Genomic DNA, 13,432 nt, shown 5'->3' on the forward strand with positions numbered 1-13,432 from the left:
CCACTAGTATCTGTGCCTGGGCCCCAAGAATAGGCTTCTGGTAAGGGATCTCCTAAAACAGAACCGACTCGATCAGTAGCCTTACCCCATCCATAAATTTCTACCGATGATGGTGCTAGGTTTCCAGAAGTAAACATTTCTCCTGGGGGTGTTTTAATCGTATCTTGTGGTTTGGTGGTATAGAAAGAAGCTGGCGCGGTAAGGTTGTATGCCGCAGATACCGCATAACCTTCTTTTCCATAATCCGGGGACGACACCTGATTAGGATTGTTATACGAATACCTGAGATCATATCCGCCTTTATCCGTAATGTAATTAAATGCACTACTTGCAGACGATCTAAAATTACCCGTTGTAGGTATAATTCCAGGAAATGTTGTAATTCCAGCCACTTCTGTTGAAGGTGCCGCTTTAAACTGAATTGGTTCTATCGTAGTTAACGCATTATGTTCCCACTTCAAACCGTTTGGTAATCTGTACATATGGTGCCCCGGGTTGGTAGACATTCTTCCGAATACTTCTAGCTCTTTTCCCGTTATACCATTCAACTTTACATTAGTACTATTTTTAACTACACACTTAGAGGCTTGCTCAATCCCATTCAATACGATCTTACAGCCTTCAAGTACTCCCGTCATATATCTTGAAACGTCTATATTCTCAATTGTTTTATTTGCATCGGGGATACTTACCTTCAGCGAGGAACCTATAATCGTTCCCGTATTAAAGTCAATATATAAGCGTTTCGTAGAACTTGCAGCTAAAGCTTCTAGTGAATATAAAAAAGGCGAAACTAGCTCAAGTGTAAAAAATAACAGAAGCACAACACTTAGGTGCCTATTAGTTCTCCTTTTCAGTTTCTTTACACCTCTCTAGTAGAACACAATTCGAGTTCCATCAGTTCTCTGAAGAAAGTAGGTAAGGCTTTTGCTTTTAACCGCCGCAGCTTCATCCTCAGATATTAAAGTAAGAAGGACGTCTTCATATACTCCATCCTCTTCCAATGAAAAAAACATTAATGACTTATCGCTAATAAGAGCCTTTCCCATTCCAATGGTGTATCCTTGAGCTATATAAAACTTACCCGCTCCTTCTCCCCCACCTTTTACCGTATAGGTCATTGGCATTAAGACTACATAGGAATCTTTATACCAATTTGTATCAAGTTTATTCTTGTATTTCTTTTCCCTAAGACTTTTCACTATCGGATCATTCGTATTATTCATGTCTACTACCATGAAACTTTTAATATTTACATCCACGTTGCTGTTCAGGTAAGTCGTATAAGGAAACTGAATCAGCAGCGGCTTCCCAAACACACTCTCAAAATTGCTCCCACTGTTCGCCAATTCACTATTACGAACCGCCAGCGCATCCACCGGCAGCGTCTCCCCCGCCTTGACCTTTAGCACCCGCTCGATCACCGTGATCGTCTGCGCCCGGGTCGTCGTCTTCTCGGGTGCCAGCTCTCCGCCGGCAAGACCCTGGATCAGCCCCAGCTTGACGGCTTGGGTCATGGCCGCGTTGTCCTCGAGCTGCACCTTCGGATCCGCGTACTCCTTCTTCGCCATCCGAACGGCCAGCTTGGCTATCTCGGCCCGGGTCATGTTCCCCCCCATCTCCTGAAAATCCCGGTCCCGCAGCACACCCTCGCCTTTCAGTGCGTTTACATACGGGTCGTACCAGCTGGCTCCCGCAGCCCCAGGCTTCACATTAGCGGCCACAGTTAGCAGCTTGATAAACTCCGCACGGCTGACCGGCTTCTCCGGCCGAAAGGTCCCATCCTCGTAGCCGTCCACATAACGCTTCGCCACCGCTCCCTTGATCTGGGGCTCGGCCCAGTGTCCACCGATGTCCGTCAGCGACACCACGGCAGCCGGTGTATTCGCCGCCGCTTCGGTACAACCGGTACCTAGCAGCGAGACTAATGTTGTCAGTACAATCCATGGTTTCATCAAATTATCCTCTCCCTCATGCGTAATACTCTTCCTTTTATCGACAAAATTACCCATATCCTGAAGCATTTGTAACATATTAAGAACAGAAAAGTTCCCAGGAACGCAAAAAACCGCTTTATCGTACGACCTCCCGGTCCATACGGTAAAGCGGTTCTTCCGCAACCAACAGCATATAGGTATAAAGTAACATATTGTGCCAAAGCACGCAACCTAGTTTTTTCCATCCGCAGACGGTGCTTCCTTAGACTCCAGCGATGCCCGCCATTCGTCGAACCACTTGCGCTCTTTCGGCGTAAGCTCCACGTTCTCCAGCAGGTCCGGCCGCTTGGCCCAGGTCCGCATGAGAGACTGCCTGCGCCGCCACTCGTCCACATTCTTGTGGTGGCCGGAGATCAGCACGTCGGGCACTTCCCAATCGCGGAACTTCGCTGGCCGTGTGTAGTGCGGGTACTCCAGCAGGCCGGTGGAAAACGAATCCGTGACCGCGGACATCTCGTTGCCCAGTACGCCCGGCAGCAGCCGAACGACACTGTCGATCACAACCATCGCCGGCAGCTCACCGCCCGTCAGCACATAATCGCCGATCGACAGCTCGTCGGTGACCAGATGCTCGCGGATCCGCTCGTCATAGCCCTCGTAATGGCCGCAGATGAAGATGAGATGCTCCTCCTCGGCGAACGATTCCGCCAGCTTTTGGTTGAAGTTCTGTCCCTGCGGACACATCAGGATGACCCGCGGCTTTCGGTCGGACGTCAGCCCTTCCGTAATGCCCTCGACCGCCGAAAAAATTGGCTCCGGCTTCAGCACCATTCCTCCGCCGCCGCCATAAGGGTAGTCGTCCACGGTGTTGTGCTTGTTGTTCGCATAATCACGGAAGTTGACCGTGTTCAGACTCACGATCCCTTTGTCGCGGGCCTTGCCGAGAATACTGGAAGAGAAGACCCCGTCAAACATCGCAGGAAACAGCGTCAGGACGTCGATTCTCATAGATCCAGCAGACCTTCCATGATATGAACGGTGACTTTCTTGGCCTCAATATCTACGTTCAGCACGACCTCGTCAATGTAAGGCAGCAGCAGCGGCTTGCCCTTCGGGCGCTTCACGACCCACACGTCGTTGGCCCCCGGCGACAGGATCTCGGAGATCGTTCCCAGCTCTTCGCCTTCATCGGTTACGACGGTACAGCCGAGAATCTCATGGTGATAAAACTCGTCCTCCGGCAGCTCCGACAAATACTGCTCTTCCACCTTCAGCAGCCAGCCCTTGTATTTCTCGACCTCGTTAATATTCGTAAACCCTTTGAACCGGACGATATACATCGTCTTGTGGTCGCGGGCGGATTCCACAATCTGGGGCAGCACCGTCCCCTTCTCGGGATCGACGAACAGCAGCTTGCTGCCCGGAGCAAAGCGCTCCTCGGGAAAATCCGTTTCCGGCACGATCTTCAGCTCGCCGCGGATGCCGTGCGTATTGACGATTTTGCCGACGGTGTACAACTTCTCGCTCATATGGGTCCCTCCCCGGCCGGATCATAATAAAAGAGAGCTAGGAGCAGCTCCTAACTCTCATACTTTCCATTACGAAACGATTTCAACCGAAACGCGTTTCGACTCCTTCACTGCAGCGGATGTGACCACGGTCCGAAGCGCCTTGGCAATACGCCCCTGCTTCCCGATCACCTTACCGACATCGTCGGGGTGAACGCTCAGCTCGTACGTAATGCTTCGTTCATCTTCGGTCCGGTTCACGCGTACTTCATCCGGATGATCTACCAATCGCTTCGCGATTACTGTCACAAGATCCTTCATCGGTACCCTCCGTATCCATTACGGATTACTTCTGCAGTTTCGATTCGTGAAACTTCGTCAGGATGCCAGCTTTGCTGAACAGGCTGCGAACCGTATCGGAAGCTTGTGCACCGGATTGAAGCCACTTCAGTGCTTTTTCTTCATCAATATTTACAGCGGCTGGTTGTGCAACCGGATTGTAAGTACCAATTTCTTCGATGAAGCGACCATCACGCGGGGAACGGGAGTCCGATACCACGACGCGGTAGAAAGGAGCTTTGTGAGCGCCCATACGCTTAAGACGAATGCGAGTTGCCATTGATTTCACCTCCTCATCAGAGTAAGATCTTCGGTTCTATATATTAGAACGGGAATTTCATACCCGCGGCCGAGCTTTTTCATCTGCTGCTTCATCTGCTTGTTGCCCTTCGGGCCCATCATGCTGGAGAACTGCTTCATCATCTTCCGCATGTCGTCGAACTGCTTGATGAAGCGGTTGACGTCCTGTACGGAATTGCCGCTGCCCGCCGCCAGACGCTTGCGCCGGCTTGGAGAGAGCAGGTCGGGATTCGCCCGTTCTTCCTTCGTCATGGACTTCACGATCGCCGCGATGCGCTGCATCTGGCGGTCGTCCACCTTGAGGTCCTTCATGCCCTTCATCTTGCCGGCACCCGGCAGCATGTCGAGAATCTGGTCCAGCGGACCGAGCTTCTTCACCTGCTCCATCTGGTCGAGGAAGTCATCGAAGGTGAACTCGGCGGTGCGGAGCTTGCGCTCCATCTCCTTCGCCTTATCGGCGTCGATGCCGGCCTGCGCCTTCTCGATCAGGGTGAGCATGTCCCCCATGCCGAGAATCCGCGAAGCCATCCGCTCCGGATGGAACGGCTCGAGCGCGTCCATCTTCTCGCCCGTGGCCGCGAACTTGATCGGGCAGCCGGTAACCGCCTTGACCGAGATCGCCGCACCGCCGCGCGTATCGCCGTCGAGCTTCGTCAGCACGACACCGGTCAGTGGCAGCTGCTTGTGGAAGTTCTCCGCCACGTTCACGGCATCTTGACCCGTCATGGCATCGACGACGAGCAGGATCTCGTGCGGCGTAACCGCCTCGACGATCTGCTTCAGCTCTTCCATGAGGTTCTCGTCGATATGCAGGCGGCCTGCGGTATCGATGATGAGATAGTCGTTATTGTGATCCTTCGCATGCTGCAGCGCCTGCTTCGCAATCTCGACCGGGCTGACTTGGTCACCCAGCGAGAAGACCGGCACCTTGAGCTGCTCGCCGATCACCTGCAGCTGCTTGATCGCCGCCGGCCGGTAAATGTCGGCCGCCGCGACCAGCGGACGGTGATTCTGCTGCAGGAGCATCTTCGCGAGCTTACCGGTGGACGTCGTCTTACCGGCACCCTGCAGACCCGCCATCATAATGACGGTCGGCGGCTTATTCGCACGGGCGAGCTTGCTCTGCGATCCGCCCATGAGCTCCGTCAGCTCTTTGTTTACGATGTCGACAACGACCATCGCCGGGGTAAAGCTCTGGAGCACTTCCTGGCCGATGGCCCGCTCCTTCACTTTGGCTATGAATTCCTTGACGACCTTAAAGTTCACATCCGCTTCCAGAAGTGCGAGACGCACTTCGCGCAGGGCTTCGTTCACGTCGTCTTCGGTGAGCTTGCCCTTGCCTCTCAGCTTGCTGAACACATTCTGGAGCCGGCTGGCCAATCCTTCAAATGCAGCCACAGGTCGTCACCACCTTACAGGATGTTGTTATGTGTTAGTCGAGCTCATTCAGGCGCCCGATCAAGGAGACCGCTTCAAGCTTCCGCTCCCCCGGCAGGCCGTCGCACAATCCCGTGAGCTTCTCCAGGAGGAGAGCCCGCTGCTCATGCTTCAGAGCCAGTCCCAGCTTCGCTTCATAATCTTCAAGCACGGCCTCGGCGCGTTTGATATGTTCATATATCGCCTGGCGGGAGATCCCGAATTCGGTTGAAATCTCGCCGAGCGAGTAATCGTCGTGAAAGTAAAGCCTCATAAAGATCTGCTGCTTCTCTGTCAGCAGCTTCTCGTAGAAATCGAACAGGAGATTGATCCGGTTCGTCTTCAGAAGGACGCCGTCCTCGGTCACCGTGCTCACCCCCGTTAAGGTAAAACACTTTACAGCGTGAACAACAGAGACTATCATACCCAATCCGAAAGAAGATGTCAAGCTTTTCTCCTTGTCAGGATTTCAGGCCCACCAGCAGACGCCCTTCCCGGGCGAAAATCCGCATTACACCTGCTCTTCCGCCTTGTCCGCCTCGCCGATCCATTTGCTGAAGAGAGCATGCACGAACTGGTCCGAGTCGAACGGCTGCAGGTCGTCCATCTTCTCCCCGAGGCCGACGAACTTCACCGGCAGCTTCAGCTCCTGGCGGATCGCCACGACGATCCCGCCCTTGGCCGTGCCGTCGAGCTTCGAGAGCACGAGGCCCGTGAGGCCCGACTTCTCGTCGAACAGCTTCGCCTGCGACAGCGCGTTCTGGCCTGTCGTGGCGTCCAGCACGAGCAGCACCTCATGCGGCGCATCCGGAATCTCGCGCGTAATGACGCGGTAGATCTTGTTGAGCTCCTCCATCAGGTTGACCTTGTTCTGCAGGCGCCCGGCCGTATCGCACAGGAGCACGTCCGCTCCGCGGGATTTGGCCGCCTTCAGCGCGTCGAACATGACCGCCGCCGGGTCCGAGCCCGCCTGCTGCTTGATCACGTCCACGCCCGCCCGGCGTCCCCACTCCTCGAGCTGCTCGATCGCTCCGGCACGGAACGTATCGCCCGCCGCCAGGATGACCTTCTTGCCCTCGTTCTTCAGGCGGTGCGCCAGCTTGCCGATGGTCGTCGTCTTGCCCACGCCGTTGACGCCGACGAACAGAATGACCGTCGGACCGGAGTCGGCCATCTTCAGACTCACCTGCTCGTCGCCTTTGAGGAGGGCAATCAGCATCTCGGAGAGCACGGGCTGCAGCTCGCTAGGATTCTCGATCTTCCGCTTGCGCACTTCGCTGCGGAGATCTTCCACCAGCTTCATGACCGTATTGACGCCCACATCGGCGCCGATCAGGATTTCCTCCAGCTCTTCGTAGAACTCCTCATCGATTTTTTTGCGCCGGGAGAACAGATCGTCCACCCGTTCGACGAACACGTCGCGGGTCTTCGAGAGGCCTTCCTTGAATTTGTTGGTCACCGCTTCGGTTTTGGCAGTGATGGATTCTTTCAGCTTCTTAAAAAAACTCACGGGGCACCTACCTACCTTTATCGAATGTTCATGCTTCCATTGTCCACTATGAGAGGGGGGTGTGTCAAAAAGGCCCCGCCGCCGAGGCTCCCCGCTCCCGGTAAGGCCCGTACAGCCGGAAACGGACCCCGCCGCCCCAAAGGGGCGATGAGGTCCATTCAACTGAAGATCATACCCTTGACTCGGCTTGTCAGCCCGCTTCCATGATCGCCTCGTCCTCTTCGAGCCGGACGGAGACGAGCTTGGATACGCCGCCTTCCTCCATCGTGACGCCGTAGAGCACGTCCGCCTCCTCCATCGTTCCCTTGCGGTGCGTAACGACGATGAACTGCGTCTGCTCCGAGAACTCGCGGAGATACTCCGCGAAGCGCGAGACGTTCGCTTCGTCCAGCGCCGCCTCGACCTCGTCGAGCACGCAGAACGGCACCGGCTTCACGCGGATGATCGAGAAGAGCAGCGCGATCGCGGTCAGCGCCCGCTCGCCGCCGGAGAGCAGCTGCAGGTTCTGCAGCTTCTTGCCCGGCGGCTGGGCGACGATCTCAATCCCCGTATCGAGCAGGTTCTCCGGCTCGGAGAGGATCAGGTCGGCCCGGCCGCCTCCGAACAGCTTCGCGAAGACGACGACGAAGTGCGAGCGGATCGCATCGAAGGTCGTGCGGAACCGCTTGCCCATCTCCTCGTCCATCTCGCGGATGACGAGGTACAGGGCGGTCTTCGCCTCCACGAGATCGTTCTTCTGCTCCGCGAGGAACTGGTAGCGCTCGTTGACGCGCTGGAATTCTTCGACGGCACCCAGGTTGACGTCGCCGAGAATCGCGATCTCCCGCTTGAGATCGCGCACCTTGTTCTGCGTGCCGAGCACGTCCTCCGGCACCGGGTACTTGACCTTGGCCCGCTCGTAGCTCAGCTCGTAGTCCTCGGAGAGCTTCTTGAGCAGGTTCTCGAGCTCGACGTCGAGGCGGTTGACCCGCACCTCGGTCTGGTGCAGCTGCTCCTCGACCTGGCGCAGCTGCGTGCGCTGCTCGCGCGTCTTGTTCTCTTCGGCTTCGAGCTTCGCGCTCCACTTGGCCCGCTCCGCCCGCTTCAGATCGAGCTGCTCGGAACACTGGTCCCGCTTCAGCTTCAGATCGTTGAGCTGCTGCGTCTGCTCCACCGATTCCTGCTCATGGCTGCTCATGTCGCGGTCGAGCTGCCTCAGCTGGTTGCGGTTGCCCTGCAGCTCGCTGTGCAGCGCCTGCAGCTCCAGCTTCATCCGGCTCTCCTGCGCCTGCAGCGACTGCTTCTCCTGCGCCTGGGAGGCGACCTGCACCTTCAGGTCGGTGAGCTGCGTCTGCAGCTCCTCCTTCGCGGATTCGCTTGCCTTGCGGCGCACCTCTGCATCGCGGATCGCCTGCTGCAGCTCCGCTTCCCGGCGCTGCAGCCGCTCGAGCGCAGCTTTCGCCTCCTGCCCGCGCCGCTCGAGATCGCGGCGCTCCTCGGTCAGCGAGTCGCCGTCCGCGCCGTAGAGGGCGAGCTGGTCGGCAACCTGCTTCGCTTCCTGCTCCAGCGGAGCGAGCGAGGCGCGCACCTGCTGCTCCTCGATGCGGCGGCTCTCGCCCACGGCCCGCAGCTCATCGAGCTGCCGGTTCGCTTCGGCAATCTCCTCACGCAGCGATACGGCCTTATTCCGCAGGCCCTGCAGCTGGGACTCGGACATGGTAATCTCCTTGTCCATCTCCTCGATCTGCCGCTGCCTTGAGAGCAGGCTGCCCGTCTTCTTCTGCTGCGAGCCCCCGGACATCGATCCGCCCGGGTTGACGATATCGCCGTCAAGCGTCACGACGCGGTACCGGTACTGGACGCGGGCTGCGATGCGGTTCGCCACTTCCAGCGTGTCGGCTATAATCACATTGCCGAGCAGGCTGCCGGCGATATTGCGGTACGGCTCGTCGAACTTCACCAGATCGACCGCGACGCCGACGAACCCTTCCATGTCCTGAATGTTGCGCTGTTCATGCTCCGGCACGCTGCGGCCCCGGATGACATCCAGGGGCAGGAACGTCGCCCGGCCGAGCTGGCGCTTCTTCAGGAAGGCGATCGCCTCCCGCCCGTTCGCCTCGTTCTCGACGACAATGTGCTGCAGCGCCCCGCCGAGCGCCGTCTCTACGGCCGTCTCGATGTGGGCCGGCACCTTGACGAGCTCGGCCACCGCACCGCGGATGCCTCGGAGGTCGCCGCGGTCCTTCGCCTTCAGCACTTCCTTGACGCCGTGCACGAAGCCGTCGTAGTCATTGGCCATCTCCCGCATCGTATCCCGGCGGGAGATCATGCTGTCAATCTTCTGCTCCCACTTGCGCAGCGCGCCCTGTGCCTCTTCGAAGAGCGACTGCTTCGACTTCAGCCCCTGGCTCACCTCGATATAGCGGCTGCGCATCTCCTCGATGCCGGTGACCGCTTCCTCAAGACGCTTCTCAAGCTCCGCCTTGCGCTGGGCGATGCTCTCCTGCTGCTCCTTCCACTTGCGGTTCTCCCCGCCGAGCCGGTCCATCCGGCGGCCGAGCGCCTCGAGCTGCTGCTCTGCGTAACGCGCTTCGTTGCGTGCATTGGCCGCTTCGTTCAGCACCTCGAGCAAGTCGCCCTTCAGGCGTTCCTCCTCTTCACTGGAGATGCCTCCCGCAACGCCAAGCAGCCGGTCCTCCTCGGCGCGCAGCTTGCCTTCCGTCTCGGCGAGCAGCGCCGCCACGTCGCGCAGGCGCCCCTGAAGCTCGGCCATCTCCGCCTCACGGCCGCTGAGCCGCACTTCTTGGCCCCGGATCGCTAATTCGAGCTGCGCGCGGTTCGCGGCGTAGTTCTTTTTTGTCGCTCCTTGAGCACCTCGCCCTGGCCTTCGCACTTCTCGAACTCCGCGCTCAGGTGCAGCAGATGGTGCTGCAGGCGCTCCACCTGCTCCTCGAGGCTGCGCATCTCCAGACGGTGTGTCTCAAGCTGCGCATCATGCACGGATACGAAGTTCGAGAGCTGCAGCTGTTCTTCCTTGAGCACCTCGAGCTTCTTGTTCGTCTCCGTCCACGTCTCATAGATCTGCTCGATCTGGTAGACATACATCGCGATCTCGCTGGATTTGAGCTCCGCCTTCAGCTCCTTGAAGCGGATCGCCTTCTCGGACTGCTCGCGCAGCGGCTCGAGCTGGTCCTCCAGCTCCGTCACCAGGTCATGGATCCGCAGCAGGTTCTGCTCGGTCTCCTGCAGCTTTTTCTCGGTTTCGCGCTTGCGCGATTTATATTTGACGATGCCCGAGGCCTCTTCGAAAATCCCGCGCCGGTCCTCCGACTTCGTACTCAGAATTTCCTCAATGCGCCCCTGCCCGATGATCGAGTACGCTTCCTTCCCGATCCCCGTATCCATGAAGAGCTCCGTAATATCCTTCAAGCGGCAGGCCTGCCGGTTGATCAGATACTCGCTCTCGCCGCTGCCGGTGCACCCGCCGGGTGACCGTCACCTCCTGAAAATCCAGGGGCAGCGACTGGCTCGAATTGTCCAGCGTAAGCGAAACTTCCCCGTAGTTGACCGCCTTGCGGGCGTCACTGCCGGCGAAGATGATATCCTCCATTTTGCCCCCGCGAAGGGACTTGGCGCTCTGTTCGCCGAGCACCCAGCGGATGCCGTCCGAGATATTGCTCTTGCCGCTTCCGTTAGGGCCCACCACGGCGGTAATGCCCTGCACGAACTCCAGTTCGGTCCGGTCCGCGAACGATTTGAAGCCTGAAAGTTCAATACGTTTCAAAAACAACGTTCACTCACCTCTGCACCTATTGTACCACATTCCTCTTCCAAAAAGGGAGAAAGGAGCCGCCGCACGGCCCGTCGTGCCTCACCGCTGCCGGCTTTCTTCAGAACTCCGTCAGCCGTAAATCCTCAATAGAGGCAATCATATCATCACTGCCCTATGTATACGTTCAAACCAACCCTCGGGCTGTTCCTGTTCCTGTTTCTGTTTCCTCCTCAGGTTCCCGCCCCGCCATCCGGACATTCACCGTACGAATGCAGGGCAGCCCCCTTGCGGGAGTCACAACTTGCCCGTCGCATTCGTTCATCTGCCGCGCGGGCCTGCAGCAGCTTACTCCCCGGGCAGAGAACCAGCCGTTCGCCAACCCACCACCCTTGCTGCTCCCAGGCCCCCCGGAGACCTATCGCAGCCGGCCCAGGGTCCCCTGCCCGCAACGCAAAAACGGCGTCCGCCCCCGGCGCCGCCGCTTCCTACGATCTTCTTACTTATGCTCCACTTTGACTTTCAGCTTGGCAAGCGCTTCCGCTGCCGCGTGCTGTTCCGCCTCTTTCTTGGAACGGCCCGTGCCTTCGCCGAGCAGCTGCTCGCCGAGGAACACCCTTGCCACGAACTCGCGCTCATGGGCCGGCCCCCGCTCATCGACAATCTTGTATTCGAGCTGCCCCATGCTGTGCTGCTGGGTATGCTCCTGCAGATGCGTCTTGTAATCGGCTGTCAGCAGCCTGCCCTGCTGGGGAAGATGCGGGAACATATACTGCTGCAGGAAGGTACGGACTCTCTCCAGCCCTTGATCGAGATACAGCGCGCCGATGAAGGATTCGAACACATCCGCCAGAAGTGCGGGCCGTGTCCGGCCGCCGGTAAGCTCCTCACCTTTGCCGAGCAGCACATAGGATCCGAACTCGAGCTGCTCGGCGAAGCCGACAAGCGACGGTTCGCAGACGATGGAAGCGCGGAGCTTCGTGAGCTCCCCCTCCGAACGGTCGGGATATTTGTCGAACAAATATTCCGAGACGGTTAGCTCCAATACCGCGTCACCGAGGAATTCCAGGCGTTCATTGTCTTTGTACTGGCCGATCCGGTGCTCGTTCACATAGGACGAATGGGTGAACGCCTGCCGGAGCAAATCAGGGTTGCTGAATGTGATGTTGAGCTCAGACTGAAGCAGCTTTAGGTTGCGATGCATGTCTTTATCACCTTCGTGTTAGCAGTTTGTTTTCCGGGAAGCGGGTACACGACTTCCCGGAAACAATTATTTTAGTATAGACAGCCGCATAAAAGGTTATGCTTCGTATTTCTTCAGCACGATCGTGGCATTGTGTCCGCCGAAGCCAAACGAGTTCGACATCGCCACGTTCAGGCTCGCTTCGCGGGCCGTGTTAGGGACATAATCCAGATCGCATTCCGGATCCTGGTTCTCGAGGTTGATCGTCGGTGGAATCTTGCCGTTCTTCAGCGCCAGCGCGCAGACAATCGCTTCGACGCCGCCCGCCGCTCCGAGCAGGTGGCCCGTCATCGACTTCGTCGAGGAGACCGCCAGCTTGTAGGCATGCTCGCCGAACGCCTTCTTGATCGCCGTCGTCTCCGAACGGTCGCCCACCGGTGTGGATGTTCCGTGCGCATTGATATAATCCACAGCCTGAGGCTCGATGCCCGCATCCTTCACGGCTTTGGCCATACAGCGTGCCGCGCCGTCCGGATCCGGATCGGTCATGTGGTAAGCGTCGCCGCTGCGGCCGTAGCCGATCACCTCGGCGTAGATCTTCGCCCCGCGCTTCTGCGCATGCTCGAGCGATTCGAGGATCAGGATGCCTGCGCCCTCGCCCATGACGAACCCGTCACGGTCCGTATCGAACGGCCGGCTGGCCTTCTCCGGCTCGTCGTTGCGGGTCGACATCGCCCGCATCGCACAGAACCCGGCGACTCCGGTAGGGGAAATCGTCGCTTCGGCGCCGCCGCAGATCATCGCATCCGCTTCGCCGTACTGGATCGCCTTGAAGGCGTCCCCGATGGAATGCGTGCCCGTTGCGCAGGCCGTGACCGCCGTGCTGTTCGGTCCCTTGGCGCCTGTAAGCATGGAGATCATGCCGGCCGCCATGTTGGCGATCATCATCGGGATGAAGAACGGGCTGACCCGCTTCGGTCCCTTCTCCAGAAGAATCTTATGCTGTTCTTCCCACGTCGACAGCCCGCCGATCCCGGAACCCACGTACACGCCGATGCGCTCGGCATCCACGCCTTCTTTCGGATTCAGGTCGGCATCTTTCAAGGCCATCTTCGTTGCGGCTACAGCGAGCTGCACGTACCGGTCCATCTTGCGGGCTTCTTTGCGTTCCACATAATCTTCCGCATTAAAGTCCTTGATTTCCGACGCGATCCGGGTCGGATACTCGCTGACATCGAAAGACTCGATGAGCGAGATCCCGGATTTGCCTGCAAGCAGGGAGTTCCAAAACGTCTCATGGTCCTTGCCGAGCGCCGACATCACGCCGATTCCTGTAATTACAACTCTCTGTTTCAAATGTGTCCACCTCTATTATGAATAACTCTCGTTATTATGGTCGTTATGGGTAAAGAATCAGGCCGCCTGCAGCATCTGCCGCCTGGCGTTTGGCACTGCCGTGGAATGGAGATAAGTCCCGTTCTATTACAAACG

General features: G+C 57.9%; 10 protein-coding genes and 1 pseudogene. All 11 read right to left on the reverse strand.

Translation table 11 applies throughout. The annotated features are described in order from the left end of the window. Positions 1-872: 872 nt before the first annotated feature. The 11 genes and pseudogenes from PM3016_RS25405 to fabF all read right to left on the reverse strand — a co-directional run bounded on the left by PM3016_RS25405 (position 873) and on the right by fabF (position 13,297). Complete coding sequence (locus tag PM3016_RS25405; protein WP_014371434.1) at positions 873-1,955, reverse strand: S-layer homology domain-containing protein; 1,083 nt, start codon at positions 1,953-1,955, stop codon at positions 873-875. Positions 1,956-2,168: 213 nt separating this feature from the next. Then, on the reverse strand, positions 2,169-2,945 hold the full coding sequence (gene trmD / locus PM3016_RS25410) for a tRNA (guanosine(37)-N1)-methyltransferase TrmD (protein ID WP_014371435.1): 777 nt from the start codon (positions 2,943-2,945) through the stop codon (positions 2,169-2,171). Beyond that, complete coding sequence (rimM, locus tag PM3016_RS25415) at positions 2,942-3,466, reverse strand: ribosome maturation factor RimM (RefSeq protein WP_013919523.1); 525 nt, start codon at positions 3,464-3,466, stop codon at positions 2,942-2,944. Before rimM ends, trmD begins: the two co-directional genes overlap by 4 nt. A gap of 69 nt (positions 3,467-3,535) precedes the next feature. After that, positions 3,536-3,766, reverse strand: a complete 231-nt coding sequence (locus PM3016_RS25420) for a KH domain-containing protein (RefSeq protein ID WP_014371436.1) — start codon at positions 3,764-3,766, stop codon at positions 3,536-3,538. 25 nt (positions 3,767-3,791) lie between these two features. Further along, positions 3,792-4,064 carry a 30S ribosomal protein S16 gene (rpsP, locus tag PM3016_RS25425; RefSeq protein WP_013919525.1) on the reverse strand — a complete coding sequence of 91 codons (273 nt, stop codon included), beginning with the start codon at positions 4,062-4,064 and terminating at the stop codon, positions 3,792-3,794. A gap of 5 nt (positions 4,065-4,069) precedes the next feature. Continuing rightward, positions 4,070-5,482: a signal recognition particle protein gene (gene ffh / locus PM3016_RS25430; RefSeq protein WP_014371437.1), complete on the reverse strand. Its 1,413-nt coding sequence runs from the start codon at positions 5,480-5,482 to the stop codon at positions 4,070-4,072. Positions 5,483-5,516: 34 nt separating this feature from the next. Beyond that, positions 5,517-5,867, reverse strand: a complete 351-nt coding sequence (locus PM3016_RS25435; RefSeq protein WP_041619242.1) for a putative DNA-binding protein — start codon at positions 5,865-5,867, stop codon at positions 5,517-5,519. Positions 5,868-6,011: 144 nt separating this feature from the next. Then, complete coding sequence (gene ftsY, locus PM3016_RS25440) at positions 6,012-7,010, reverse strand: signal recognition particle-docking protein FtsY (protein ID WP_013919528.1); 999 nt, start codon at positions 7,008-7,010, stop codon at positions 6,012-6,014. Between the two features lie 190 nt (positions 7,011-7,200). After that, a pseudogene (gene smc / locus PM3016_RS25445) lies at positions 7,201-10,779 on the reverse strand (chromosome segregation protein SMC). Between the two features lie 478 nt (positions 10,780-11,257). Continuing rightward, positions 11,258-11,962: a ribonuclease III gene (rnc, locus tag PM3016_RS25450; RefSeq protein WP_013919532.1), complete on the reverse strand. Its 705-nt coding sequence runs from the start codon at positions 11,960-11,962 to the stop codon at positions 11,258-11,260. A gap of 96 nt (positions 11,963-12,058) precedes the next feature. Continuing rightward, positions 12,059-13,297 (reverse strand): beta-ketoacyl-ACP synthase II, encoded by a 1,239-nt coding sequence (fabF, locus tag PM3016_RS25455; protein WP_013919533.1) that lies wholly within the window; start codon positions 13,295-13,297, stop codon positions 12,059-12,061. Between the last annotated feature and the right edge of the window lie 135 nt (positions 13,298-13,432).

It is taken from the genome of Paenibacillus mucilaginosus 3016 (genome assembly GCF_000250655.1).
GTDB lineage: Bacteria > Bacillota > Bacilli > Paenibacillales > NBRC-103111 > Paenibacillus_G > Paenibacillus_G mucilaginosus.